Below are 26,748 nucleotides of genomic sequence, written 5' to 3' on the forward strand. Positions count from 1 at the left end.
CTTACCCGCGGTCGCGCCGCTCAGCGCGGCGCGAGTTGCAGTTCGGCCCGCGGCACCCACTGGTCGCCGCTGGCCTGGGTCTTGGGCGCGCCCAGGAACAGGCGGTCCTCGGGCAAGCGCAGGCCGGCCAGGAAGTCCTTCACCGCCACCGCGCGCGCCACCGCCAGCTCGCGCATGGTGTCCTCGGTGGGCGATTGGGCGGCCAGCAGCAGCGCCTCCATTTCTTCCAGCGGAATGTCCTTGCCCAGGCCGATGAGGTTGCGCGGCTTGGGAATGTCGGCGCGGCGGTAGGCCTCGCGCAGCAGCTCGGGGCGCTCCTGCGCGCTCACGCTCACGCGCGCGGGCACCTCGCCGCCGGCGCGCGCCAGACGGCGGCGCTTCTCGGCCTGCAGCAGCCCGTCCAGCCGGGCGCGCTGCCAGCCCGCGCGCTCGGCCTCCAGGTCGCTGTGGCCCACGATGGTGACCCGCAGCGCCGGCCGGTTCTCCAGCGCCTTGGCGAGCGACTCGAGCTGCGTGCGCTTGGCGTCGCTCAGCTCGGCACGGCCGGGATCGAAACCGATCTGGCTGGCGTCCGCGCCGCCGCCCGAGAAGGCGCTGGCGATGAGCGAGAACGGCGCCGTGATGGCCTTGCCGATCAGGTTGACGATGACCCGCACGATCACCGGGCCAAGCCGGAACTGCGGGTCGTTGAGCGAGCCGCTGATGGGCAGGTTGATGTCGATCACGCCGTTGCGGTCAGCCAGCAGGGCCACGGCCAGCTTCACCGGCAGGTTGGCCGGGCTGTCGGGCACGCGCTCGCCGAAGGCGAGCTGGTTCAGCACGATCTGGTTGCTGGCGGTGAGCTGGCCGTTCGGCTCCACCTGGTAGGCCACGTCCACGCTGAGCTTGCCGCGTTCGATGCCGTAGCCCGCGTACTTCACGCTGTAGGGCGACAGCGGCGGCAGCTCCAGGTCGCGCACCACGCCCTTGATGTCCAACGCCAGCGGCGTGGCCAGCGGGTTGATGCGGCCATTGATGTCCAGCGTGGCCGTGCCCTCGGCGCGGCCCTTGAGCGAGAGCGTGGCCATCTCGGGCGGCTGGCCGGGCGCGGCCGGGGTGCTGGAGAACGCGCTGAGCGAGCCCGTGACCTCGCTGAGGTTGGCGCTGTAGTTGGGCCGCACGAAGTGGTCCGAGAACAGGATGCGGCCGTTGACCAGGCTGATCGGGCCGATGCGGATGTCGGCCGCCGGGCCGGGCGGCGGCGCGGCGGCCGTGGTGGTGGCGGCGTTGGGCGCGGGCGCGCCGGGTGCCGGGGCGGTGGCCGCCGGGGCGGCGGGCGCGGCCGGCTCGCCCGGCGCGGGCTTGACCAGGTCCTGCAGGTTGAAGCGCCCGTTGAGGTCGATGGCGATGCGCGCGTAGTAGTCGCTCAGCACGGTCTCGGCCACCTGCACCGACAGGGGTTGCCCCGGCGCCTGGCGCACCCGCAGGCCACGCACCTGCAGCGACTGCCACTGCAGCAGTTCCTCGCCGGGCGAGCCGGTGTTGGCGCGGAAGTCCTCCACCGCCAGGTCCACCGCGGCCTGCACGCGCGGGCCATTGGCCGGCAGGGTCAGGTCGATGTCGCCGCGCACGCTGGTGTCGGCGCGCAGCAGTTCCAGGTTGAGGTAGTCGGCCAGGTAGGGCTCCAGCGCGTGCACGGGAAATCGCTCCACCTGCACGCGGCCGCGCCAGTGCAGGTCGGGGCCGGCGCCGGCCGGACCGGGCAGGCGCAGGCGGCCGTCGGCGGCCACGGTGCCGGCGGTGGACCCGCCGCCGGCCACGCGCAGCTTGAGGTTCAGCGGCGCCTCGGGGGCGCGCTCGCCGGGGGGCTGCAGGTCCTGCAGGCGGACGTCGAAGCGGTCGAGGTCCAGCCGCACCGGGTTGGCCTTGCTGTCGTCGATGAAGCGCACGCGCCCGCCGCGCAGGCGGGCGTCGGCCAGGCGCCAGGTCCAGGACGCGGCGGGCTCGGCCGCCTGGGCGGCCTGGGCCGCTTCTTTCGTGGCCGCCGGCCCGGCGGGCGGGGCGGCGTGCGCAGGCTTGAGCCAGCGCTCCACCATCCAGCGGCCCTGCGCGTCGCGGTGGGCGTCGAGCACGGGGTTGTCCAGCGCCACCTGGCCCAGCTCGGCGTGGTGTTTCGCCAGGTCGATCTTCAGTTCGGCCAGGCGCAGGCTGTCCAGCCGGGCCAGCGGGCGCTTGGCCGGGCCCAATTGCAGCTGTTCCAGCACCAGCTCCGGCCCCTGCAGGCCCAGCTGGTCGGGCTGGCCCTCGGCGCCGCGCACCCAGTCGAACACCAGACTGGCGCGGGCGCGGCCGTCGAGTTCGGGCGCCAGCACGCTGGCCAGGTAGGGCGCGGCCAGGCGCAGGCCCCAGTTGTCGAGCGCGGCGCGCACCTGGGCGCGGTCGCCCGCGACCTCGCCCTCGGCCTTGAGCGTGGCCTCGCCCACGGCGGCGGCGAGCTGCAGGCGCGCGGGTTCCTTCACCGGCCAGGCGATCGGCGCGAGCGTGAGCGAGGCGATGCGCAGGTCCTGCTCGGCCCGGGGTTGCACCGAGGCGTCGCGCCAGCGGACCAGGGCCTCGCTGAGCTCGAAGCCCTGCACGGCCAGCTGCCAGGCCGCTTCCGGCGCCGGGGCGGGTGCGGAGGCGGGTTTGGCCTCAGCCGCCGGGGCCAGGGGCCAGCTGGCCGCCAGCCGCTGAAGATTGAGCCGCCCCTGCGCGTCGCGGCGCAGGTCGAGTTCGAGTCCCTGCCAGCGCACCGCGCCCAGCGCCACGCGCCGGCGCAGGGGCTCCACGCGCTGCAGCGCCACGTCCAGGCGCGGCGACAGCAGCAGGGGCGCGCCACCCGCTTCGTCCAGGCGCAGGTTCGACAGGCCCGCGGTGCCGGCCACCACCAGGGTCGGCTCGGCGTGCTGCTCGAAGTCGAGCGTCAGGTCCAGGTGCAGCGCCCCCGAGGTGAGCTGCACCGGCCAGGCCTTGGGCCAGTACGGCCGGTAGGGCGCCAGGTCCAGCTCGGGTATCTGCAGGCGCGCGCGCGTCTGGTGGTCCTCGGCGAATGGGGTGGTGGCCACGCGGCTGTCGAAGGCGCTGCCGTTGAGCGTGAAAGCCAGCCGCGGCTCGGTCACCACCTCGCGGCGCGACCCCAGGTTGCTCAGGAAGGGCACGGCGATCTGCAGACCGTCCAGGTGGTGGGTCACGCCCACGGGCTCGTCCCGCACGCTGGCCTGGCCGTTGACCACTTCTATATTGAAGACGGCGAAGCGCGCGGGCGAGTTGTCCTGGGGCCCGCTGGGCGGCGGCGGCGTCAGGCGCTGCAGCACGTCGTCGAAGTCCCAATGCCCTTGCCCCAGGTGGCGCAGCGCCAGGCGCGGCGTGTCGACCTTCAGGGCATCGATCACCGGCGCGAGCCGCACCAGGGACTGCAGCTCCGCATTCATATAGAGCTGCTTCACCGACAGCAGCTCGTCGGCGCCCTCGGCGCCAGCGACCCGCAGGCCATCCACCCACAGCTCCAGCGACCAGGGGTGAAAGCGCACCTGCTCCACCGTGACCGCGCGGCCCAGCCGCTCGCTGCCCTGCTTTTGCAGCTGCCACTTCAGCAGCGGCGGCAGGCCCAGCCAGGTCAGGCCCCACAGCAGCAGCAGGCCGGCGACCACCCAGGCCAGGCGCCGCGCGAGGCGCGAGCGCGGCGCAGCAGTGGGCGGATGGGGGACGGGGGAATCCGTTGCGGTGTCGGCCATGCGCGAGTGTCGCGCAAGCCAGGGCCACGCCGCATGACGGCCCCAAAAACAAGAAACCCCGGCGGGAAAAACCCGCCGGGGTTGACGGCGGGCAATGAAGCGCTTGCCGTCGGTTGGGTGGTGGGAGGGTGATGTCCCGCCAGCCGGGGAGCAAGAGATTGCTCCCAAAGGGGCCGTTCGATGGATCTCCACCGGGTCGGCTGTGCCGGTCTGCGACCGACGGGTGAAGCGTACGCCGCGCCAACGGTCGAATCAAGGCACGCGCGTCGCCCGGCCATGGAACTTTTCAATCGCGACCCGGCCGCCCATTCCGGCGCCCCAAAACCCCGTTTTGCCCCATGAAAGGTGGGCATCGGCCGACCAGCGGTCATACGCCTGTCATCGCGCGCAAACCCGCGTGGCCATTGGCGGCGGCGCTGCACTTGTCTAATTTGGCACGTCGGCCGGCGATTTTATATTACTAATTATTCTTCAAACAGCGTTCAAAACCATTGACTGGCTATTAACGCCTCCCTACCATCCGCCGACTTTTGCCCACGCGAGGGTAAACCCGGGCCTGTACGGCAGGCCCACTCGCTGGAACCGGCCCCCCCGGCCATCCACCGAGAGCCCCCCCAACGACCGCCCGCGCCGTTCCCACGAACGCCGCGGGCGACCTGCAAGGAGCGACCCATGAGGACCCACTCGCCGACGCCGCAGAAGAGCACGACACGTGCCCTGGCATCGTCCCTGAACCACGCCGCCTCCGACGTGTACCAGGGGTTCATCCACACCACGCAGAACAGCCTGGCGCTGCTCGGCACGGTGGCCGCGGTGGCCCTGCTCGTCTTCGGCATGCGCGCCGACCTGCGCGCCAGCGCCGAGGAGCGGCTGCTGAGCTGGCTGCTGCAGCGCCAAGAGGCGCAGCAGCTGGTCGAGCGCGACGTCGAGGTGGAACCCACCGCCATCGACCGCGTGACCGTGGCCAACCTGCGCGACCTGACCGAGCAGCAGGCCAAAGTCACGCAGTGGCTCAGCCGCAAATACCGTGTGGCGCCCGAACCCGTGGGCGCGCTGGTGGCCGAGGCCTACCTGATTGGCGAGCGCAGCCGCCTGGACCCGACGCTGCTGCTGGCCGTGATGGCCATCGAGTCGCGCTTCAACCCCTTTGCCCAGAGCCCCGTGGGCGCCCAGGGCCTGATGCAGGTGCTCACGCGCGTGCACACCGACAAGTACGAGGACTTCGGCGGCGAGCTGGCGGCCTTCGACCCGCTGTCGAACCTGCGCGTGGGCGCTCGCGTGCTGAGCGACGCGGTCAAGCGCGCCGGCTCCCTGGAGGGCGGCCTGCGCCTCTACGTGGGCGCGGTCACCACCGACGGCAGCTGGTACATCAACCGCGTGATGGCCGAGCACCTGCGCATCCAGCGCGTGGCCCAGGGCGCGCCGCTCAAGCACTTCGACGCGCCACCGCCGGCGCGCGCCATCCCCGTCAATGCCCCGGCGCCGAGCAACGAGGTCGAGGCCGAGGTCCGGCCCACGGTGGCGCCCCCGTCCACGGCCATTCCGTCCTGAAGCCGCCCGCCCGCGCGGCCGGCGGGATCCGCAGCCCGCTGGGCTAAACTAGCGCGGTGCGCGACTGGCGATAGGCGGCCACCCCTTGCGGGGATCGGCCGCTGACGTGGACACCCGGCCCCCTGTTCAGGGCGACCACCGGGACAACCACTGGGAAGCGCACCGCCCGCGTCGACAGGCCGGGCGTTCAGCCGTTCGCCTGGGCAGCCCTTGTCACGCGCAAGGTTCCTCGTCATTCAGGACTGCCATGTACGACCGCCGCATCCTCATCGAACAGACCGACCCCGAGCTGTTTGCCGCCATCCAGGCCGAAAACGCCCGCCAGGAACACCACATCGAGCTCATCGCGAGCGAGAACTACGCCAGCCCGGCCGTGATGGCCGCGCAGGGCACCCAACTCACCAACAAGTACGCCGAGGGTTACCCCGGCCGCCGCTACTACGGCGGCTGCGAGTACGTGGACGTGGCCGAGCAGCTGGCCATCGACCGCATCAAGCGGCTCTTCGGCGCCGAGGCCGCCAACGTGCAGCCGCACTGCGGCGCCTCCGCCAACGAAGGCGTGTTCCTGGCCTTCCTCAAGCCCGGCGACACCATCATGGGCATGAGCCTGGCCGAAGGCGGCCACCTCACCCACGGCATGGCGCTCAACATGAGCGGCAAGTGGTTCAACGTGGTGTCCTACGGTCTCAACGAGAAGGAAGAGATCGACTACGACGCCATGGAGCGCAAGGCCCACGAGACCAAGCCCAAGCTCATCATCGCCGGCGCCTCGGCCTACAGCCTGCGCATCGACTTCGCGCGCTTCGCCCAGGTGGCCAAGGACGTGGGCGCGCTCTTCATGGTCGACATGGCGCACTACGCCGGCCTGATCGCCGCCGGCGTCTACCCCAACCCGGTGCCGCACGCCGATGTGGTGACCTCCACCACCCACAAGAGCCTGCGCGGCCCGCGCGGCGGCTTCATCCTCATGAAGGCCGAGCACGAGAAGGCCATCAACAGCGCCATCTTCCCTGGCCTGCAGGGCGGCCCGCTGATGCACGTGATCGCGGCCAAGGCCGTGGCCTTCAAGGAAGCGCTCTCGCCCGAGTTCAAGGCCTACCAGCAGCAGGTGGTGAAAAACGCCCAGATCGTGGCCGAGACGCTCACCCAGCGCGGCCTGCGCATCGTGAGCGGGCGCACCGAAAGCCACGTGATGCTGGTCGACCTGCGCGCCAAGGGCATCACCGGCAAGGAAGCCGAGGCGGTGCTGGGCCAGGCGCACATGACGATCAACAAGAACGCCATCCCCAACGACCCCGAGAAGCCGATGGTGACCAGCGGCGTGCGCATCGGCACCCCGGCCATGACCACGCGCGGCTTCAAGGACGAGGAAGCGCGCCTGACCGCCAACCTGGTGGCCGACGTGCTCGACAACCGCGACCCGGCCAACATCGCCGCGGTGCGCGAAAAGGTCAACGCGCTGACCGCGCGTTTCCCGGTCTACCGCTGAACCCGGAGCGGCGGCGATGCGGTGCCCCTTCTGCGGCCATCTCGAGACCCAGGTGGTCGAGACGCGGGTCTCGGAAGACGCCGACTTCATCCGCCGCCGCCGCCGCTGCGGCCACTGCGAGAAGCGCTTCACCACCTACGAGCGGCCCGACGTCAGCTTCCCGATGGTGGTCAAGAAGGACGGCCGCCGCGTCGAGTACGTGCCCGACAAGCTGCGCGCCTCCTTCGCGCTGGCCCTGCGCAAGCGCCCGGTGAGCACCGAGCAGGTCGATGCCGCGATCGAGCGCATCGAGGAAAAGCTGCTCAACCTGGGCGTGCGCGAGATCCCGGCCAACCGCATCGGCGAGATGGTGATGCGCGAGCTCAAGAAGCTCGACAAGGTCGCCTACATCCGCTTCGCCAGCGTCTACCGCAGCTTCGAGGACATCGACGAGTTCCGGGCGCTGGTGGATGAGGTGAAGCGCTGATGGCCCCCCGGTGCGCGGCCCGCGCCCGCGCAGGAGCCGCGAGGTGAGCACCGGGCCCCTGGCGGCGGCGCTCGAACTGGCCGAGCGCGCCCTCTGGCTGTCGAACCCCAACCCCCGCGTCGGCTGTGTGCTGGTCGCGTCGGACGGCCGGGTCATCGGCTCGGGCCACACCCAGCAGGCCGGCGGGCCGCACGCCGAGGTCATGGCCCTGCGCGACGCCCAGGCGCGCGGCGAAGGCACGGCCGGCGCCACCGCCTATGTCACGCTGGAGCCCTGCTCGCACCACGGCCGCACCCCGCCTTGCTGCGACGCGCTGATCGCGGCCCAGGTGGCGCGCGTGGTGGTGGCCACCACCGACCCCAACCCCCGCGTGGCCGGCCAAGGCCTGCAGCGGCTGCGCGCCGCCGGCCTCGCGGTCGACCTGCTGCCCGGCGACCACCCCATCGCCCGGGCCAGCCGCGAACTCAACATCGGCTTCTTCAGCCGCATGGTGCGCGGACGGCCCTGGGTGCGCATGAAGATGGCCGCCTCGCTCGATGGCATCACGGCCCTGCCCAACGGACAGAGCCAGTGGATCACCGGAGAAGCCGCCCGCGAAGACGGCCACCGATGGCGCGCCCGGGCCTGCGCCGTGCTGACGGGCGCGGGCACCGTGCTCGAAGACAACCCCCGCCTGGACGCGCGCTTGCCGGGCCTGCTGCGCCAACCGCACCTGGCCGTGATCGACAGCCGCCTGGACACCCCGCCCACGGCGCGGCTGTTCGAGCCGCCGCACGGTGGCCTGCCGCGCCAGCGGTGGTTCTTCCATGCCGACGCTGCCGAGCCCCGGGCCGCGGCGCTGCGGGAACGCGGCGCCGACACCCTCCCGATGCCCGGCGCGAACGGCAAGGTCGACCTGGGCGCCGCGCTTCAAGAGCTGGGCCGGCGCGAGGTGAACGAGTTGCACGTCGAGGCCGGGGCCAAGCTCAACGCGTCCCTGCTGCGCGAGGGCTGGGTGGACGAGCTGCTGGTCTACCTGGCGCCCCGCCTGCTCGGCCAGGGAGCCGGCATGGCGCCCTTCGGCCCGCTGGAACGTTTGGCCGACGGCGTGGCCCTGCGCTGGCTGGACACCCTGCCGGTGGGCACCGACCTGCGATTGCGCGCCCGGCTCGAGGGCCGAGACGCATTTCTCACGGACCACTGATCACCCGGGCGCGACCGTTGGCGGTCGAACTACCGCAAAGTGAGTAGCACTTAGTTCTGCATCCGTTTGGCCATGCAGTCCATCGGCTGATGCCCGGCGGGCCTGGCGAAGCGGCTGAACCATCGCGGGCCATGTCGCGCTCGCCCTGCTCCCGTCCCCTGCCCCATCCCGCGCCTGGCCCGGCGCCCATCCCCCGTCCGCCACGCACCCCACGCCCGGCAGCGCATCTGCCGGGCTGGCTGCTGTGCGCCATCGGCACCGCCGCCGGGCTGGGCGCGGTGGAGGTCCAGGCCCAGCCCAGCCAGCGCCCGCTGCTGGTCAGCAGCACGGGCGCCAAACCCAACATCGTGGTCTCGCTGGACAACTCGGGGTCGATGGCGATCCCCTATCCCGATGGGTACGACGTCAGCCGGCCAGGGTGGCGCGGCCTGCCCACCGGAGACGACGGTCAGCCGATGTTCGAGGCGCAGCGCTCACCCGACGTCAACCCCATGTACTACAACCCTCGGATCACCTATCGGCCACGGGTGGATGCCAAGGGTGAGCCGCTGCAAGCCAACGACGGCATCCAGTTCATCTCCAACGCCAGCTCCGCGGCGTTTTCGTACAAGGTCTTCGCCGATCCGATGGCCCCGGCCGGCGCCGCCCCGGTTCTGATCATCAGCGCCCAGTTTCCCAACTACCCGCCGGTGCAGGAGCCAAAGAACCAGACGCCGCTCTACTCCCTCAGTCTGAGTCAATGGGCCCCGGTGAACCGCCCCCATGGCGCCGCCGATCTCAACAGCAACACGCCACCGTTCACCTACGTCCTCTGCGACAAGGCCGCGCCCAACGGCGCGCTGAGGAGCACGGCATTCGGCACGACCTGCAATCGGGTACTGCGCACGGTGGACGTCCGCCACGACGGCACCGACCCGATCGCCTTGCCGGCCGACCACCAGCGCACCGACTGCGCCCAGGCCCTGAAGCTGCGCTGCACCCGCGAAGAAGAAGTCACCAACATCCTCAACTGGTACCGCTACTACCGCACCCGCATCGAGGCGATCAAAACCGCCCTGGGCCAGGCCCTGCACAGCGACAAACTCACCGACGGCCTGGCGCGCATCGGTTATCGACCGATCAACATGGTGCCCGAGTCAGGCGCCGTGCCGCAGTTGGGCAAGAGCACCAGCAGGCCCCAGGTGCTGCGGGGCGTGCGCCCCTGGGCGAAAGGCCCGGCCAACGATCAGTTCTACCAATGGCTCTATGGCAACTACGCCAACGGCGGCACCCCCCTCCAACGGGCCTACAAGGACGTGGCCAGCTACTTCGGTGTGGGCACCGGCGCCAAGGAAAACCCCTGGGCCCGAGACCCGAGCCGCGTGAGCGACGCCTCCAACCCGGAGCTGGGTTGCCGGCGCGCCTACCAGGTGGTGCTGTCCGACGGCGGCTGGAGCGACGACGACCTGCGGGGCACGCCGCCCGACACCCCCAACCAGGACGCCACCCAAGGCCCGGGCTTCACGCGCAGCACCGCCGGCAACGCGCCCGCCGAGACCTTTGCCTACCAGCCCGAGGGCATCAGCAGTGGCCGGCAACGGTACGTCCCCTACCCCGGCCCCGCCACGGGCGGGCTGGCCGATCTCGCCGCCCAGTACCACTGGCATACCGACCTGCGGCCTCAACTGGAGAACAACGTCCCCACCCGCGACTTGCAGCCCGCGTTCTGGCAGAACCTCACCACCTACGCCATCGGCTACCTGATCCGCCCCTCGGGCGACAACGGCGTCGCATCGGGCCTGAGCTTTCAGCAGATCAATACCTACCGCAACCAGTACCTGGCGAACGGGTACCAGGGCGCCACGTCCCCCCGTTGGCCCTCCAAGGGCGCCGATCTGCGCACCACCGCGTGGAACAACAGCTACAAATTCTGGGAATTCGCCCGCCCGGAATCCGACCGCATCGACGACTTCATCCAATCCGGCTACACCGGCGGCGGCCGCAGTTTCAGCGTGCAGGACGCCGCCGGCGTGCGCGCCACCATCGACGCCATCCTCTCGGACATCCTCGACGCCAGCGGCAACGACGCCGGCATCGCGCTGGGAAGCGCTCCGGCCGCGGCCGATTCGCTCGACGGCCGCCTGAAGTTCAAGGTGGACTACCGCACCACCGACAACATCGGCAACGTCACGGCCCAGCAGGTCGATCAGAACGGCAACCCCCAATTGCTCGACCAGGACGCCAATGGCCAGGCGCTCAAGCCGCCCAGCGAGACCTACTGGTCGGCCCAGCAACAAATGCCCGCTCCCGCCGACCGGCGGCTCTACAGCCTTGGCGACGACGGGCTGGGCGTCGAGCTGAAGGGTCGCCTCGACCGACTGCCCAGCGGCATCCGCAGCGCCCTGCGCATGGGCGCCCACGCCGACAAGCTCCCCGACGACGAGCGCTTCGTCGACTACCTGCGCGGCAAAGACCCGGTCATCGACCTCAGGGACCAGCCGTACCGCCTGCGCGCCTCGCCCCTCGGCGCCATCGTCAACAGCGCCCCGGTGCTGCTCGGCGCGTCGCAGCACTATGGCTACGAAGACGCCCAGAGCACCGTGAGCGGCAAGGAGCGCTACGCCGCCTACCGCGACCGCATCGCCCTGCCCCCCGACACCCTGTTCGTGGCCACCAACGCTGGCGTGGTGCACGCCCTCGACGCCGCCAACGGCCGGGAGATCGCCGCCTACATGCCCCGGCGCAGCCTGCGCCGCCTGCTGGACCAGGCCCAGCCCGACAGCGGCTTTCGCTACGTGCTGGACGGCCCGCTCAGCACGCACGACGTGTTTGACGGCAGCTCATGGAACTCGCTGGTGGTGGGCAGCGGCGGTCGGGGAGAGCGGGTGGTCTATGCCCTGCGGCCCCGGCTCGGCGCGCGGGGTGAGACCCAGATGGACCAGAACGACTTCCTCTGGGAAACCGGCCCCGACGCCATCGACACCGCCAACGACGGCGACAACACGCCCTTTGCCACCGGCCACATGACCAACCCCGCTCGCAGTGGCCAGACCGATTCGGGCGATTGGGTGGTGGTGCTCAACAGCGGCCACTACAACGGACAGGCCGACGGCAGCCGCCACGGCCTGGTGGTGCTCAACGCCCTGACAGGCCAGGTGCTGCGCACGATCACCCTGCCGGTAGCCTATTCCGCGGGCCGTGGCCTGGGCGGCGTCACGTTGGTTCGCGACACGCGCAAGCGCATCGTCGCGGCCTATGCGGGCGACGCCCGGGGGCACCTGTGGCGCTTCGACCTGCGCGGCGCGCCCGCCAACTGGAGGGTCTCCTACGGCCAACCGCTGTTCACCGCGGAAAACCACCGCCCGATCTACGCGGCGCCGGCCTGGCAAGCCCACCCCAAGGGTGGCCTCATCGTCGTCGCCGCCACCGGCATGCTGCTGGAGGACAGCGACGCCAGCGACACCTCGCAGCGCGAGGCCATCTACGGCATCTGGGACCCCACCTCGCGCACCGACGGCAGCGAAGCCGCCAATTTCCAGACCGTGTCGCCGGACCAACTGCTGGAGCAGAAGCCCGAGGCACTCAAGGCCACCGTGGACGGCAAGAGCTACTTCTCGATCAGCCGCCACCCGATCGCCTGGGACGGCCCCCAGGCCAGCAAAGGCTGGCAGCTGCGGCTCGGCGGCGCGGACGGCCAGGGACAGATGGCGCGCGCGGGCGAGCGCGTGATCGAACCGCTGGCCAACGCCGGCTCCAGCGTGGTCATCGGTTCCGTGGTGATCAACCGAGGCGGCAGCGACGCAGAAAGCTGCACCGGCGCCGACGCGCCGGGGGGCGCCATCTACGTGCTCAACGCGCTCGATGGCGCCGGCAGGCGGGCCTTCGACACCGACCAGGACGGCCGGCTCGACGAGGCGTCCATGGTCTTTGTCGCCGCCGGCGGCTACGCGCGTGGCAACGCGCTGGTGAACACCACGCCCGAAGCCAAGATGGGCCCCGCGCAACATGCCGAACGGTACGTGGCCACCCAGAACGGCGAAAGCTCCTTCAACAACCCCGGCTGCCGCGCCGCCCGCCTGAGCCTCCTGGGCGTGGGCAACGGGCAGCAGGCCGCGGGCGTCAGTTGCCCCGCAGCCTGGAGCCGCCAGCAGTACCAGCTCACCCGACTGCCGCAATGAACGCCTCACATCGCCTGGCGCGCGCAGCGCGTGGCATCACCCTGATCGAGCTGATGGTGGCCATCGCCGTGCTGGCGGTGCTGCTGGCCATCGGCATGCCCTCGTTCGCCGCGCTGGTCCGCCAGTGGCGGCAGGACAGCGCCGTCGACGCCTTCATCGGCGATGTGCGCCTGGCGCGCAGCACCGCCACGCGCACCTCCCGGCCCGTCGTGGTCTGCGCGATCGGCAGCGCCGGCAGGTGCTCCACGGGCGCCGACTGGGCCGGCGGCTGGCTGGTGTTCTCCGATCTCGACGGCAATGGCGAGCGGGACGCGGGCGAACCGGTGATCGCCCAGCGCGGCGCGCAGGCCGGCATCGCCGCCATGCGCGACAAGAACTCGCCCGCCCAGCTGAGTTTTCGCAGCAACGGCACGCTCAGCGGCACAAGCGACACGGTGAGCGTCCAGCCCCAAGGCGCGAGCGGGCCGACGCAGGTCATCACCATCAACATGCTCGGTCGCGCCCGCGTGGGAACGCCCGAGGCCAAACCATGAACCCTCGACACGCGGCCCGGGGCTCGACACTGATCGAAGTCCTCATCGCCCTGCTCGTGACGTGTGTCGGCCTGCTCGCCATGGCGCGCCTGAGCGCCGCCGCCATCGGCCACCAGAAATCGGCGCAGCGGCGGCTGCTGGGGCAGACCCTGGTCCAGCAGTACGCCGAGCGCGCCCGGCTGAACGTTTATGGCTTCGACCTGGGCGCCTACGACCTGGCCCTGGGTGCCACGGCGCCCGCCGCGGCCCCGCTGGACCCCGACGCCGCCGACCTGGCCGCGGCCCAGGCCGTGGCGCAGGCGGACCAGCGCGAATTCCTCCAGGCGGTGGCCAGTGCCCTGCCCGAAGGGCGCGCCCAGGCCCACTCGCTGCCCAGCGCCACGGCACGCAACCTTGATGTCTGGCTGCTCTGGCGCGACACCCCGGTCAGCGACGCCCAGGGTCTGGTCCCGGCCGCCACGCGGCAGTGCCCCCAGGGCCTGAGCGACAGCGACCGCCAGGGCGCCAGTTGCATGCATTTCCGGGTGGGCCTATGAAACGATCCACCCGCCCATGGCCTGCAGCGCGCCAGCGCGGCTTCACCCTGGTGGAGCTGATGGTGGCCCTGGCCCTGGGCCTGTTCCTCGTGGGCGTGGTGGGCTTCACCTACCTGCAGGCGGCCAGCGGCACGCGCTTCGGTGCCCTCGAATCGCAGATGAACGAGGAAGGCGCGCTGGCGCTGGACACGCTGCGCTCGCAGCTGCGCCTCGCGGGCTATTCCGAAACGGGCGCCGACGGCCTGCGCCTGCTGAAGGAATCGCCCCTGCGCGGCTGCGACGGCGGCTTCACCAGCGCCACCGAGACCGGCGCCCTCGAATCGCTCGCCTGCCAGGGTGGCGGCGGCAACGACGCCATCGCCCTGCGCTTCCAGGCCACCGCCTTCAACACCCAGATGGTTCTCGCCAGCGGCACCAACACACCGCTGCCCGCCAACTGCACGAACGTCGGCATCGCCGCGACGGCCCTCGCCCCCAAGGTCGAGCCATCGTTCGCCGACAACCGCTTCTACATCGCCACCGACCCCACGAACGACAACGTCCCCACGCTCTACTGCCGCGGCAGCGACGGCCCCGGCAGCTTCAGCGCCGCGGCGGCGCTGGTGCCGAACGTCGAAGGCCTCCAATTCCGGTACGCGATCACCCGCCGCCCCACCGCAGGAGAGGTGCCCCCTCACCAAGTCACGGCCCTCGTCTCGGCCAGCGACCTGCCACCCGGCGACGGGTGGGCGCGCGTGGCCGCGGTGGAACTGTGCCTGGTGGTGCGCTCGGCGCGGGCCGTGCCGCGGGACGGCCTGAACATGAACGACACCACCCGCCACATCGGCTGCGACGGCGCCGTGCACACCGCCACCGATGGCCGCCTGCGCCGGGCCTACCGCGCCATGGTCCCGCTGCCCAATGTGCGCCCGGCCCTGCCCCAGCCCTATGACGCCAGTGCCGGCGCCGTGGCCAATCCCTACCGCGACCTGAACACCAACCCATGAGGAACCGCCCCCTGCCCGCTCCCACCGTGCCGGCGCGGCGCCCCGCGCGCGGCCGGGGCCTGGCGCTGCCCGTGGTGCTGGTGCTGCTGCTGGTGATGGCCTTCGCGGGCCTGCTCGCAGCGCGCCGCAGCGCCACCGTGGAAGAGATCAGCAACAACGCGCGGGTCCACCAGGTCGCCTGGCTGTCCGCCCAAAGCGGCCTGCGCTACTGCGAGGCCGTGGTTATCGACTCGGTCGAGGGTGGCACCCGATTCGACGCCGTGATCAAACAGCGCGTGGGCACGACCGCGATCGCCGACGCCAGCGACCGGAACGCGGCCTGGGCCAAGCTCGCCAACTGGGCCGACACCAGCGCCGTGCTGATCACCGCGCCGGTGGCCGGGCAGAACGCCAGCGCCGCCCTGCAGGGCGCGCCCGCGCCGCGCTGCCTGGCCGAGCCCCTGGCCGATGGCCGCTACCTCGTCACGGCACGCGGCCTGTCGGCGGGCGCCAGCTTCAATGGCAGCGGCCAGTTGCTGGGTGGAGCGGAGGTCTGGTTGCAATCGGTCATCTCGCCCGAGCCCGTGCACTTCAATGGAAAAGGCTATGAATGAGCTTCGTGTCGCGGCGCCCCCACCGCACCCCGCCCGGATCACCCGGCGCCACGCGCGCGGCGCCCGGGGCTTCACCCTCATCGAATTGATGGTCACCTGCGCCATCGTCGCCGTGCTGGCCGGCATCGCCTACCCCAGCTACGCCGAATACGTGCGCCAGGGCCGGCGGGCGGACGCCCAGCGCGCCCTCGAAGAGGCCAGCCAGTTCCTGCGCCGGCGCTACAGCAGCATGGACACCCACGTGGGCGCCACACTGCCCCCCGCCCTGACCCAAAGCCCACGCGAAGGCTCGCCGGCCTACACCCTCACGCTGGTCGAAAACGGCCAGGCCGTGGGCGTGGCCACCCAAGCCCACACCTACACCTTGCGCGCCGTGCGGGCCGGCGCCATGGCCGCCGACCGTTGCGGCGACCTCGAACTCGACCACACCGGCGCCCGCGCCCTGCGCAACGCCGCCGCCAACGCCGTGCTGGCGGACTGCTTCCGCGGTGGCTGACCCCGCCTGTCGCGGGGCCGGCGACGCGCCCGCGACGGACGGTCCCTCAAACCCTGCGAAAATGCCCGGATGTTCACCGGCATCATCACCGGCGTGGGGCGCATCGCCGACTCCCATGCGCTGGGCGGTTCTTTGCAGCACGGGCGGCGCCTCACCATCGAGGCCCCGGCCGGGTACCTGGCCGACGTCGGCCTGGGCGACAGCATCGCCCTCAACGGCGCCTGCATGACCGTCACCACGCTCGACACCACCCGCGACCGCTTCACCATCGACATTTCCGCCGAATCGCTGGCCCGCACCGCCGGGCTGGACGCCGTCGGTGGCCGCCTGAACCTCGAGAAGGCCCTGCGCGCCCACGACCGGCTCGGCGGCCACATCGTCTCCGGCCATGTGGACGGCACCGGCACCGTGCTGCGATTCGCCCCCGTCGGGGAAAGCCACGAACTCGCCGTGCTCGCGCCGTCGGAGCTGGGCAAGTACCTGGCCTACAAGGGCTCCATCACCGTCAATGGCGTGAGCCTCACCGTCAACCGCGTCGCCGACCGGCCCGACGGCTGCGAGTTCAGCATCAACCTCATCCCTCACACGGTGCAGCACACCACCCTGGGCGACCTGGTCGCCGGCAGCGCCGTCAACCTCGAGATCGACACCGTGGCCCGCTACGTCGAGCGCATGCTCGGCGCGGGCCTCAGCCCGGCCAAGGAGCCCGCATGAACGCCCCCGAAACCCTGGCCCCCGTGGCCATCTCCCCCGTCGAAGCCATCGTGGCCGACATCCGCGCCGGCCGCATGGTCATCCTCGTGGACGAGGAAGACCGCGAGAACGAGGGCGACCTCGTGCTGGCGGCCGACCACGTCACGCCCGAGGCCATCAACTTCATGGCCCGCTTCGGCCGCGGCCTGATCTGCCTCACGCTCACGCGCGAGCGCTGCGAGCGGCTGAACCTGCCGCCCATGGTGCCGCGCAACGGCACCAAGATGGGCACGGCCTTCACCGCCTCCATCGAGGCCGCCGAGGGCGTGACCACCGGCATCTCCGCCGCCGACCGCGCGCGCACCGTGCAGGCCGCCGTGGCCCCCAACGCCAAGGCCAGCGATCTGGTCCAGCCCGGCCACATCTTCCCGCTGCAGGCGGTCGAGGGCGGTGTGCTCATGCGCGCCGGCCACACCGAAGCCGGCTGCGACCTCGCCGCCATGGCCGGTTGCTCGCCCGCCGCCGTCATCTGCGAGGTGATGAAGGACGACGGCACCATGGCCCGCCTGCCCGACCTGCAGCTGTTCGCGGCCGAGCACGGCATCAAGATCGGCACCATCGCCGACCTCATCGAATACCGCAGCCGCACCGAGTGCCTGGTGCGCAAGGTGGGCAGCCGCCCGCTCAAGACAGCTTTCGGCACCTTCACCGCCCACGCCTTCCGCGACCAGCCCAGCGGCGCGCTGCACCTGGCCCTGGTGATGGGCGAGTGGCAAGCCCATGAGAGCGTGCCGGTGCGCGTGCACGAGCCGCTGTCCGTGCTCGACGCGCTCGAGATCGACCGCTCCATGCACAGCTGGGGCCTGGACGCCAGCCTGCGCCACCTGGCCCAGGCCGGGCGCGGCGTCGCCGTGCTGCTCAACTGTGGCGAGGCGGCCGAGCAGTTGCTCGCCCAGTTCGAGGGCACCGCCCGCTCCGCCCAGGCGCCCGAGCGCGGCCGCATGGACCTGCGCACCTATGGCGTGGGCGCGCAAATCCTGCGCGAGTGCGGCGTGAGCCGCATGGAGCTCCTGGGCACGCCGCGCCGCATGCCCAGCATGCAGGGCTATGGCCTCGAAATCACCGGCTTCATCGGCCACCCCCACTGACCCCCCACGACAACGAAAGCCCCTCCATGTTTGGCGCAGACAAAGGCACGGCCGACCTGCTCGACGGCAAACGCCTGCACATCGGCATCGTGCAGGCACGCTTCAACGAAGCCATCACCGACGCGCTGTTCAGCGCCTGCCAGGCCGAGCTGCTCGCCCTGGGCGTGCACGAGAAGAACATCGCCCACGTCAAGGTGCCCGGCGCGCTGGAAGTGCCCCTGGCCCTGCAGGCCATGGCCGAACTCGACGAGTACGACGCCCTGATCGCCCTGGGCTGCATCATCCGCGGCGAAACCTACCACTTCGAGCTGGTGGCCAACGAATCCGGCGCGGGCGTCACCCGCGTCGCGCTCGACCACCAGATCCCCATCGCCAACGCCATCCTCACCACCGAGAACGAGGCCCAGGCCCTGGCGCGCCAGATCGACAAAGGCCGCGACGCCGCGCGCGTGGCCGTCGAAATGGCGCTGGTGCTCGACCGCATCGGCTGATCCCATGAGCACCGCCCCCGCTTCCGACCCCAGCCACGCCAAGCCGCGCAAGGCCACCGACAAGTCGGCCCGCACCCGCGCCCGCGAGTTCGCGCTGCAGGCGCTGTACCAGCACCTGGTGGGCCGCAACCCGGTCGACGACATCGACGTCTTCACGCGCGACCTCACCGGCTTCCACAAGTGCGACAGCCTGCACTTCGACGCCCTGGTGCGCGGCTGCATCGAACAGGCCGCCGAACTCGACGCGCTGATCGCCCCGCGCCTGGACCGCCCGCTCGCCGAGACCTCGCCCATCGAGCACGGGGTGCTCTGGATCGGCGCCTACGAGCTGCGCCACTGCCTGGACGTGCCCTGGCGCGTGGTGCTCAACGAGTGCATCGAGCTCGCCAAGTCCTTCGGCGGCACCGACGGCCACAAGTTCGTCAACGGCGTGCTGCACCCCCTGGCCGAGCAGTTGCGCCCCGCCGAGGTGGCGGCGTCGCCCCGCGCCGGGGCCCGCCGATGAGGGTCTCGCGCCGGGCCGAGCGCGTCGAGCCTTTCTACGTGATGGAGCTGGCCAAGGCCGCCACCCGCCTCGCGGCCGAGGGCGGCGCCGGCCAGCGCCCGATGATCTACCTCAACATCGGCGAGCCCGACTTCACCGCCCCGCCGCTGGTGCAGCAGGCCGCCGAGCGCGCCATCCGCGACGGCCGCAGCCAGTACACCCAGGCCCTGGGCCTGCCCGCGCTGCGCGAGGCCATCGCCGGCTGGTACGCCACGCACTTCGGTGCCACGGTCGACGCCTCGCGCATCGTCGTCACGGCCGGTGCCTCGGCCGCGCTGCAGCTGGCCTGCCTGGCGCTGATCGACGCGGGCGACGAGATCCTCATGCCCGACCCCAGCTACCCCTGCAACCGCCAGTTCGTGCAGGCGGCCGAGGGCGTGGCACGCATGGTCCCCTGCGGGCCCGGCCAGCGTTTTCAGCTCAGCGCGGAGCAGGTGCAGGCGCACTGGGGCGAGCGCACGCGCGGCGTGCTGCTGGCCTCGCCGTCCAATCCCACGGGCACCTCGATCGCGCGCGACGAACTGCAGCGCATCGCCGCCGCCGTGCGCGAACGCCAGGGCATCACGCTGCTCGACGAGATCTACCTCGGCCTGAGCCACGACGCCGCCTTCGGCCAGACCGCGCTCACCCTGCCCGACGGCCTGGGCGAGACCGTCATCAGCGTCAACAGCTTCAGCAAGTACTTCAACATGACGGGCTGGCGCCTGGGCTGGCTGGTGCTGCCGCCCGCCCTGGTGCCCGCGGTCGAGCGCCTGGCGCAGCACCTGTTCATCTGCCCCAGCGCCATCTCGCAACACGCCGCGCTGGCCTGCTTCGAGCCCGACAGCCTGGCCGAGTACGAGCGCCGCCGCGCCACCTTCAAGGCCCGGCGCGACTACTTCATCCCCGAGCTCAACCGCCTGGGCCTCACCGTGCCCGTGATGCCCGACGGCGCCTTCTACGCCTGGGCCGAGGTGGGCGCCCTGTGCGAGCGCTGGGGCATGGCACCGCCCGGCGACAGCCCCGAGACCGGCGGCAGCTGGCCCCTGGCCTTCGAGCTCATGCGCCGCTGCCAGCTCGCGGCCACGCCGGGGCGCGACTTCGCGCAGGCCGAGGCCGGGCGCTACCTGCGCTTCTCCACCGCCAACTCAATGGAGCAGCTGCAGGAAGCCGTGGCGCGGCTGGAGGCGGCCTGGTGAATGCGCCCCCGCCACTCATGGCGCCTTTCGAGTGGCGCGTGCGCGTCTACTGGGAAGACACCGACGCGGGCGGCATCGTGTTCTACGCCAACTACCTCAAGTTCTTCGAACGCGCCCGCACCGAATGGCTGCGCGCGCGCGGCGTGGAACAACAGCGCCTGCGCGAGGCCGAGGGCGCCATGTTCGTGGTGAGCGCCACCGACCTGCGCTACCTGCGCCCCGCGCGCCTGGATGATTTGCTTCTCGTTACCGCCGAGGTCACGGAAGCGGGCCGCGCCTCGCTGACAATCGCCCAGTCGGCGCGCCGGGACACCCCGGCGGGGGAATGCCTGTGCGAAGGCAGCATCCGCATCGGCTGGGTCGACGCCCGCACCCTGGCGCCCCGGCGCATGCCGGCCTCGCTGCTCCAGGCCCTGGGCCTGGCCTGAACCGCGCCCGGTGACAGACCGAAACCTTTTCCACCCGTTCCGATCTCTGCACCCATGACCCCAGAACTCTCCATCGTCCAGCTCATGCTCCACGCAACCTGGGTGGTCCAGGCCGTGGTGGCGCTGCTTGTGCTGATGTCGCTCATCAGCTGGGCGGCCATCTTCCGCAAGCTTGGCACACTCAAGCGCGTGCGCGCCCGCAACGACGCCTTCGAGCGCGAGTTCTGGTCGGGCACCAACCTGAACGAGCTGTACGCCGCTGCCGCGCAGAACGCCCGCAATGCCGGCCCCATGGAACGCATCTTCGCCAGCGGCATGCGCGAATTCAGCAAGCTGCGCGAGCGCCGCATCACCGACAGCGGCGCCCTGCTCGATGGCGCGCGCCGCGCCATGCGCGCCAGCTTCCAGCGCGAACTCGACGTGATGGAGTCCAACCTCTCCTTCCTCGGCACGGTGGCCTCCGTGGCCCCCTACGTGGGCCTGTTCGGCACGGTCTGGGGCATCATGCACGCCTTCACCGGCCTGGCCTCGCTGGCCCAGGTCACGCTGGCCACGGTGGCGCCCGGCATCGCCGAAGCCCTGGTGGCCACGGCCATCGGCCTGTTCGCCGCCATTCCGGCGGTGGTGGCCTACAACCGTTTCGCGCACGACATCGACCGCGTCGCCAACGGCCTGGAGACCTTCATGGAGGAGTTCTCCAACATCCTGCAGCGCAACCTGGGCTCGCACCCGCCCCAGCACGCCACGGCGTCGGCATCCACCTTCTGAGGCACCGAACATGGCCAAGCTCGCCGCCCGCGGCCGCGGCCGCCGCACGATGAACGAGATCAACATGGTCCCGTTCATCGACGTCATGCTGGTGCTGCTGATCATCTTCATGGTCACGGCCCCGCTCATCACGCCCAGCCAGATCGCCCTGCCCACCGTGGGCCAGGCCCAGCGCCAGCCCGACCGCTTCGTGCAGGTGACCATCGACAAGGAAGAACAATTGCGCGTGCGCGAAGGCAGCAGCAGTGGCGAGGGCGCGCTCGTGCCCCTCAACCTGCTGGCCGCGCGCGTGCTCGAACTGCAGGGCACGGGCCAGGCCGATCAGGCCAGCGTGCCCGTGATCATCAGCGCCGACAAGACCATCCGCTACGAGACCGTGGTGCGCACCATGGACACCCTGCAGCGCGCCGGCGTGCAGCGCGTGGGCCTGTCGGTGCAGACCACCCGCTGAGCTTGCCAGTCCCGATCGCCATGCGCTCCACCGCCGACCACCTCGACCTTGCCCCGCCGCCACAGGGCCGTTGGGGCGGCGCGCTGGGCAAGGCCATCGGCGTCCACGCCCTGCTGATCCTCGCGCTCACCTGGGGCGTGAACTGGCGCCGCGACGCCGACACGCCGGCCGTGGAGGCCGAGCTGTGGTCGCGCCTGCCGCAGCAGGCCGCACCGCGCGCCACCGCCCCGCCACCGCCACCCGCGCCGGCCCCCACGCCGCCCCCGCCGCCCGCGCCGGTGCCACCGCCCCCGCCGCCTGCGCCGGCCCCCGCGCCGCGCCCGGCGCCACCACCACCGCCCGCCCCGGCGCAGCAGCAGGCCGACATCGCCACGCAGAAGGCCAAGGAAAAGGAGAAGGCGGAACGCGAACGCGCCGAGCGCCTCGCGGCGCAGAAGAAAGCCGAGGAAAAGCAGGCGGCGGAAAAGGCCGCGGCCGAGAAGAAAGCCGCGGCCGAAAAAGCCGCCGCGGAGAAACTGGCCGCCGAGAAAAAACGCGCCGAGGCCGAGCGCCAGCAAAAGCTCGCCGAGGAAAAACGCGAGGCCCAGCGCAAGGCCGAGCAGGAGAAGCGCCAGGCGCAGGTGCAAGAGCAACTGCGCAAGGAACAGATGGCCCGCATGATGGGCCAGGCCGGCGCCAGCGGCCCGCCGCAGAGCACGGGCACGGCCCAGCAGTCCAGCGGGCCATCGGCCAGCTACGCGGGCAAGGTGGCCGCGCGCATCAAACCCAACATCGTGTTCACCGAGGTGGCGCCGGGCAACCCGCGCGCCGAGGTGGAAGTGCGGGTTGCGCCAGACGGCACCATCACTGGCCGCCGCCTCGTCAAGAGCAGCGGCAACGCCGCGTGGGACGAGGCTGTGCTGCGCGCCATCGACCGCACCGGCACCCTGCCGCGCGACGTGGACGGGCGCGTGCCGCCCTCGCTGGAAATCGGCCTGCGGCCGCTGGACTAAGGTCCGCGGCACACTGCGGACATGCCCGCCGCCCCACCCGCCCCACCCGCCGCCCCGACGCTGTTCAAGAACGCCAAGGCCTTCGAGGCCTGGCTGAAGAAGAACCACGCGACGTCCGACGGGCTGTGGCTCAAGATCGCCAAGCGCGGTGCCACCGAGCCCAGCGTCACCTACCCCGAGGCGGTGGAGATCGCGCTGTGCTGGGGCTGGATCGACGGCCAGAAGAAGGGCCTGGACGACCAGCACTTCCTGCAGCGCTTCACGCCGCGGCGCGCGCGCAGCCTCTGGTCGAAGACCAACGTCGACAAGGTGGCCAGGCTGATCGGGGCGGGCCGCCTGCAGCCGCCGGGCCTGGCGCAGGTGGAGGCGGCCCGGGCCGACGGCCGCTGGGCCCAGGCCTACGACGGTGCGAGGACGTCCACCGCGCCCGAGGACCTGGTCGCCGCGCTGGACGCCAACCCGCCGGCCAAGGCCTTCTTCGCCACCCTCAACGCGAGCAACCGCTACGCCGTGCTCTGGCGCATCCAGACGGCCGTCAGGCCAGCGACGCGCGCGAAGCGCATCGCGCAGCTGGTGAACATGCTCGCCCGCGGCGAAACCGTGCACGCCTTCAAGCCGAAGCCCAAGGCCAGTGCCTGAAACCGGCACCTGAAGCCGGCACCTGAAGCCGGCCCATCGCGCATGGCCCGGCGCCTCAGCCGACCGCGCGGTGTCCGCGGCGCCCGGTCAATCGAACACGATCTCCGCGCGCCGCTCGTGCGCCTGGGCCATCCAGCTCGCCAGCGCCGCGTCCGTCGGGAAGAACAGCGCGCGATCGTCCAGCTGCAGCTCACAGCGCGCGCCGTCCCGCTGCAAGGCCAGGCGCACCGGCAGGCCGCGCACGAACTCGCCCTGGTCGCTCATCTCGCGCTTGGGCGGGAAGTCGCGCACCAGCTGCGCCACGGACGGCGCGTGCCCGTTCACCGCCACGCGCAGGTACTTGCCGAAGCGGCAGCGCGCGCTGGCCAGGTCCCAGACCTGCTGGATCTTCAGGCGCAGGCCGCCCGAGAAGCGGTCCGGCTGCGCCACCGCCTGCACCACGATCAGCTCGTCGTCCTTGAGCAGCGCGCGGTGCGTGTTGATGAGGTTCTCGTCAGCGCTGGTTTCCAGCACGCCGGTCTTGTCGTCGATCTTGAACAGCGCGAGCTTGCCGCGCTGGCCATTGATGACGCGGAAGTCCGTCACGATGCCCGCGAGGATCACCGGGTCGCGGCTGTCCACCACGTCCACCAGGCGCGTGCGCGCGAAGCGGCGCACCTCGCGCTCCACCTCGTCGAACAGGTGGCCCGAGAAGTAGAAGCCGATGGCGCTCTTCTCGTGCGTGAGCTTTTCCTTCACGCCCCAGGGCATGGCCGCGACCAGGTCGGGCTCCTGCGTGCTGGAGCCGTGGTCGTCGCCGCCCAGCATGTCGAACAACCCGCCCTGGTGCGCGTTGGCCTGCGTGGTGGCCGCGTACTCGAAGGCGATGTCCAGCGTGGCCAGCAGCTCGGCGCGGTTCAGGTGCAGGGCGTCGAAGGCGCCGGCCTTGATGAGGGCTTCCACCGTGCGCTTGTTCAGGCGCGTGCGGTCCACGCGCAGGCAGAAGTCGAACAGGCTCTTGAACGGACCGCTCTCGCCGCCGTTGGGGCCTTCGCCACGGCCCTCGCGCGCGGCCACGATGGCCTCGATGGCCTGCTGGCCCGTGCCCTTGATGGCGCCCAGACCGTAGCGGATGAGCTTGTCTGTCACCGGCTCGAAGCGGTAGACGCCGCGGTTCACGTCGGGCGGCTCGAAGGCCATGCCCATCTTCTGCGCGTCCTCGAACAACACCTTGAGCTTGTCGGTGTCGTCCATTTCCACGGTCATGTTGGCGCAGTAGAACTCCGCCGTGTAGTGCACCTTGAGCCAGCCCGTGTGGTAGGCCAGCAGCGAGTACGCGGCCGCGTGCGACTTGTTGAAGCCGTAGCCCGCGAACTTCTCCATCAGGTCGAAGACCTCGTCGGCCTTGTCCTGCGGGATGCCGTGGGTCTTGAGCGCACCGGCGCGGAATTTCTCGCGGTGCTCGGCCATCTCCTCGGCCTTCTTCTTGCCCATGGCGCGGCGCAGCAGGTCGGCGCCACCGAGCGAGTAGCCGCCCAGGATCTGCGCTGTCTGCATCACCTGCTCCTGGTAGACCATGATCCCGTAGGTCTCGCTGAGCATGTCGGCCACGGCCGGGTGCGGGTACTCCACCGTCTCGCGCCCGTGCTTGCGCGCCACGAAGCTGGGGATCAGGTCCATCGGGCCCGGCCGGTACAGCGCGTTGAGCGCGATCAGGTCCTCCAGGCGCGTGGGCTTGGCGTCGCGCAGCATGCCCTGCATGCCGCGGCTTTCAAACTGGAACACGGCTTCGGTCTGGCCACGCGAGAACAGGGCATAGACCTTGGGATCGTCAAGCCGCACGTCCTCGAAGCGGAAGTTCTCCTGCCCCTTGTGGCGCTTCATGATGAACTCGCGCGCGATTTCCAGGATGGTGAGCGTGGCCAGGCCCAGGAAGTCGAACTTCACCAGACCGATCGCCTCGACGTCGTCCTTGTCGTACTGGCTCACGGCCGAGTCGCTGCCGGGCTGTGCGTACAGCGGGCAGAAGTCGGTGAGCTTGCCGGGCGCGATCAGCACGCCGCCCGCGTGCATGCCCACGTTGCGGGTCATGCCCTCGAGCTTCTGTGCCAGCTCGATCAGGGTCTTGACGTCTTCTTCCTGGCGCACGCGCTCGGCCAGCAGCGGCTCCATCTCGAGCGCGTAGTTGTTCTTGTCGCCCTCTTTCTTGGGCACGGGCGGGTACTGCAGGGTCACGCTCATGCCGGGCTTGTTGGGCACCAGCTTGGAGATGCCGTCGCAGAAACCGTAGGACAGGTCGAGCACGCGGCCCACGTCGCGGATGGCCGCGCGCGCGGCCATGGTGCCGAAGGTGGCGATCTGGCTCACCGCGTCCTTGCCGTATTTCTGCTTCACGTACTCGATGACGCGGTCGCGGTTGCCCTGGCAGAAGTCGATGTCGAAGTCGGGCATGGACACCCGCTCCGGGTTGAGGAAGCGCTCGAACAGCAGGTTGTATTGCAGCGGGTCGAGGTCGGTGATCTTGAGCGCGTAGGCCACCAGCGAGCCCGCGCCCGAGCCGCGGCCCGGCCCCACCGGGCAGCCGTTGTTCTTGGCCCAGTTGATGAAGTCGCCCACGATGAGGAAGTAGCCCGGGAAGCCCATCTTGAGGATGGTGCCGATCTCGAACTCCAGGCGCTCCACGTAGCGCGGGCGCTGCTTCTCGCGCTCGGCTTCGTCGGGGTACAGGTGCGCCAGGCGCTCCTCCAGGCCCTCGAAGGAGGACTGGCGGAAGAAGTCCTCCATGGGCATGGGCACGCCATCGATGAGCGGCGTGGGGAAGTTGGGCAGCTGCGGCTTGCCCAGCACCAGCGTGAGGTTGCAGCGCTTGGCGATCTCGGCCGTGTTGGCCACGGCCGATGGCAGGTCGGCGAACAGCGCGCTCATGTCGGCGGCGGGCTTGAACCACTGCTCGCGCGTGAAACGGCGCACGCGCCGGTTGTTGGCCAGGATCTCGCCCTCGGCGATGCACACGCGCGCCTCGTGCGACTCGTAGTCGTCGGGCCGCAGGAACTGCACCGGGTGCGTGGCCACCACTGGCAGGCGCAGCCGCGCGGCCAGCTGCGCGGCCGCGACCACGTGGCGTTCGTCGTCGGCGCGCCCGGCGCGCTGCACCTCGATGTAGAAGCGGTGCGGGAACAGGGTGGCCAGGTTCAGGGCGGCGTCGCTCGCGCGCTGCGGATCGCCGGCCATCAGCGCCTGCCCCACCGGGCCGGCCTGCGCGCCCGACAGCAGGATCAGGCCCGCGTTGAGCTCTTCGAGCCATTCGCGCTTGATCACGGCCTGGTCGCGCACCACGTTGCGCGTCCAGGCGCGCGCCAGCAGCTCGCTCAGGTTCAGGTAGCCCTGCTTGTCCTGCACCAGCAGCAGCACGCGCGGCAGCGGCGGCTGGTGGGCGCCGGGCATGGCGTTCGGGGTTTCCTCGGTGAAGCCTTGCAGCAGCACCTCGGCGCCGATGATGGGCTTGACGCCGGCGTCGCGCCCGGCGCGGTAGAACTTGACGGCGCCGAAGAGGTTGCTGAGGTCGGTGATGGCCAGCGCGGGCTGGCCGTCGGCCGCGGCGGCGGCCATCACCTCATCGATGCGGTTGGTGCCGTCGACGACGGAAAACTCGGTGTGCAGGCGCAGGTGAACAAACATCACCCGATTTTAGAAGG

21 protein-coding genes, 1 pseudogene and 1 riboswitch are annotated in these 26,748 nt (G+C 71.1%); of the genes and pseudogenes, 20 read left to right on the forward strand and 2 right to left on the reverse strand.

What is annotated here, in order from left to right:
* Positions 1 to 20: 20 nt before the first annotated feature.
* Positions 21 to 3,752, reverse strand: coding sequence for a DUF748 domain-containing protein (locus BHU06_RS05230; RefSeq protein ID WP_070398078.1), 3,732 nt, complete (start codon positions 3,750 to 3,752; stop codon positions 21 to 23).
* A 672-nt stretch (positions 3,753 to 4,424) separates the two neighbouring features.
* Between BHU06_RS05230 and BHU06_RS05235 the strand changes: the two genes are divergently transcribed.
* The 20 genes and pseudogenes from BHU06_RS05235 to BHU06_RS05330 all read left to right on the forward strand — a co-directional run bounded on the left by BHU06_RS05235 (position 4,425) and on the right by BHU06_RS05330 (position 23,074).
* Positions 4,425 to 5,303, forward strand: a complete 879-nt coding sequence (locus tag BHU06_RS05235; RefSeq protein WP_070398079.1) for a lytic transglycosylase domain-containing protein — start codon at positions 4,425 to 4,427, stop codon at positions 5,301 to 5,303.
* A gap of 50 nt (positions 5,304 to 5,353) precedes the next feature.
* A riboswitch (ZMP/ZTP riboswitch) is annotated at positions 5,354 to 5,515 on the forward strand.
* Positions 5,516 to 5,550: 35 nt separating this feature from the next.
* A complete protein-coding gene (gene glyA / locus BHU06_RS05240; protein WP_070398080.1) occupies positions 5,551 to 6,792 on the forward strand; it encodes a serine hydroxymethyltransferase in 1,242 nt (413 codons plus the stop codon).
* A gap of 16 nt (positions 6,793 to 6,808) precedes the next feature.
* The gene (nrdR, locus tag BHU06_RS05245; protein WP_070398081.1) at positions 6,809 to 7,258 is read left to right on the forward strand and encodes a transcriptional regulator NrdR; all 450 of its coding nucleotides are present in this window, start codon (positions 6,809 to 6,811) and stop codon (positions 7,256 to 7,258) included.
* A gap of 43 nt (positions 7,259 to 7,301) precedes the next feature.
* A complete protein-coding gene (ribD, locus tag BHU06_RS05250) occupies positions 7,302 to 8,441 on the forward strand; it encodes a bifunctional diaminohydroxyphosphoribosylaminopyrimidine deaminase/5-amino-6-(5-phosphoribosylamino)uracil reductase RibD (protein WP_070398082.1) in 1,140 nt (379 codons plus the stop codon).
* 131 nt (positions 8,442 to 8,572) lie between these two features.
* Complete coding sequence (locus BHU06_RS05255) at positions 8,573 to 12,598, forward strand: pilus assembly protein (RefSeq protein ID WP_070398083.1); 4,026 nt, start codon at positions 8,573 to 8,575, stop codon at positions 12,596 to 12,598.
* Positions 12,595 to 13,131 (forward strand): GspH/FimT family pseudopilin, encoded by a 537-nt coding sequence (locus tag BHU06_RS05260; protein WP_070398084.1) that lies wholly within the window; start codon positions 12,595 to 12,597, stop codon positions 13,129 to 13,131. The genes BHU06_RS05255 and BHU06_RS05260 overlap by 4 nt, the downstream gene beginning before the upstream one ends.
* Positions 13,128 to 13,667, forward strand: a complete 540-nt coding sequence (pilV, locus tag BHU06_RS05265; protein WP_070398085.1) for a type IV pilus modification protein PilV — start codon at positions 13,128 to 13,130, stop codon at positions 13,665 to 13,667. Before BHU06_RS05260 ends, pilV begins: the two co-directional genes overlap by 4 nt.
* Positions 13,664 to 14,653 carry a PilW family protein gene (locus BHU06_RS05270; protein WP_083292995.1) on the forward strand — a complete coding sequence of 330 codons (990 nt, stop codon included), beginning with the start codon at positions 13,664 to 13,666 and terminating at the stop codon, positions 14,651 to 14,653. Before pilV ends, BHU06_RS05270 begins: the two co-directional genes overlap by 4 nt.
* Entirely contained in the window at positions 14,650 to 15,246 is a 597-nt protein-coding gene (locus BHU06_RS05275) for a hypothetical protein (RefSeq protein WP_070398087.1), read from the forward strand. The genes BHU06_RS05270 and BHU06_RS05275 overlap by 4 nt, the downstream gene beginning before the upstream one ends.
* Positions 15,239 to 15,742: a type IV pilin protein gene (locus BHU06_RS05280; protein WP_083292963.1), complete on the forward strand. Its 504-nt coding sequence runs from the start codon at positions 15,239 to 15,241 to the stop codon at positions 15,740 to 15,742. Before BHU06_RS05275 ends, BHU06_RS05280 begins: the two co-directional genes overlap by 8 nt.
* Positions 15,743 to 15,811: 69 nt before the next feature.
* Complete coding sequence (locus tag BHU06_RS05285) at positions 15,812 to 16,456, forward strand: riboflavin synthase (protein WP_070398088.1); 645 nt, start codon at positions 15,812 to 15,814, stop codon at positions 16,454 to 16,456.
* Positions 16,453 to 17,583: a bifunctional 3,4-dihydroxy-2-butanone-4-phosphate synthase/GTP cyclohydrolase II gene (gene ribBA, locus BHU06_RS05290; protein ID WP_070398089.1), complete on the forward strand. Its 1,131-nt coding sequence runs from the start codon at positions 16,453 to 16,455 to the stop codon at positions 17,581 to 17,583. The genes BHU06_RS05285 and ribBA overlap by 4 nt, the downstream gene beginning before the upstream one ends.
* A 26-nt stretch (positions 17,584 to 17,609) precedes the next feature.
* Positions 17,610 to 18,074: a 6,7-dimethyl-8-ribityllumazine synthase gene (gene ribH, locus BHU06_RS05295; RefSeq protein WP_070398090.1), complete on the forward strand. Its 465-nt coding sequence runs from the start codon at positions 17,610 to 17,612 to the stop codon at positions 18,072 to 18,074.
* A 46-nt stretch (positions 18,075 to 18,120) separates the two neighbouring features.
* Positions 18,121 to 18,579, forward strand: a pseudogene (gene nusB / locus BHU06_RS05300) (transcription antitermination factor NusB); the annotation flags it as partial.
* A complete protein-coding gene (locus BHU06_RS05305; protein WP_070398092.1) occupies positions 18,576 to 19,796 on the forward strand; it encodes a pyridoxal phosphate-dependent aminotransferase in 1,221 nt (406 codons plus the stop codon). The pseudogene nusB and the gene BHU06_RS05305, both read left to right, overlap by 4 nt.
* 17 nt (positions 19,797 to 19,813) lie before the next feature.
* The gene (gene ybgC, locus BHU06_RS05310; RefSeq protein WP_070398093.1) at positions 19,814 to 20,224 is read left to right on the forward strand and encodes a tol-pal system-associated acyl-CoA thioesterase; all 411 of its coding nucleotides are present in this window, start codon (positions 19,814 to 19,816) and stop codon (positions 20,222 to 20,224) included.
* 54 nt (positions 20,225 to 20,278) lie between these two features.
* On the forward strand, positions 20,279 to 20,992 hold the full coding sequence (tolQ, locus tag BHU06_RS05315; RefSeq protein ID WP_070398094.1) for a protein TolQ: 714 nt from the start codon (positions 20,279 to 20,281) through the stop codon (positions 20,990 to 20,992).
* 10 nt (positions 20,993 to 21,002) lie between these two features.
* The gene (locus BHU06_RS05320; RefSeq protein ID WP_070398095.1) at positions 21,003 to 21,443 is read left to right on the forward strand and encodes a biopolymer transporter ExbD; all 441 of its coding nucleotides are present in this window, start codon (positions 21,003 to 21,005) and stop codon (positions 21,441 to 21,443) included.
* A 20-nt stretch (positions 21,444 to 21,463) separates the two neighbouring features.
* On the forward strand, positions 21,464 to 22,435 hold the full coding sequence (gene tolA, locus BHU06_RS05325) for a cell envelope integrity protein TolA (RefSeq protein WP_070398096.1): 972 nt from the start codon (positions 21,464 to 21,466) through the stop codon (positions 22,433 to 22,435).
* A gap of 21 nt (positions 22,436 to 22,456) precedes the next feature.
* Positions 22,457 to 23,074, forward strand: coding sequence for a YdeI family protein (locus BHU06_RS05330; RefSeq protein WP_070398097.1), 618 nt, complete (start codon positions 22,457 to 22,459; stop codon positions 23,072 to 23,074).
* 87 nt (positions 23,075 to 23,161) lie between these two features.
* Here BHU06_RS05330 and dnaE read toward each other — a convergent pair whose 3' ends face one another.
* Positions 23,162 to 26,731: a DNA polymerase III subunit alpha gene (gene dnaE, locus BHU06_RS05335; protein WP_070398098.1), complete on the reverse strand. Its 3,570-nt coding sequence runs from the start codon at positions 26,729 to 26,731 to the stop codon at positions 23,162 to 23,164.
* Between the last annotated feature and the right edge of the window lie 17 nt (positions 26,732 to 26,748).

Origin of the sequence: Hydrogenophaga sp. PML113 (assembly GCF_001777155.1) — a bacterium.
GTDB lineage: Bacteria > Pseudomonadota > Gammaproteobacteria > Burkholderiales > Burkholderiaceae_C > Hydrogenophaga > Hydrogenophaga borbori.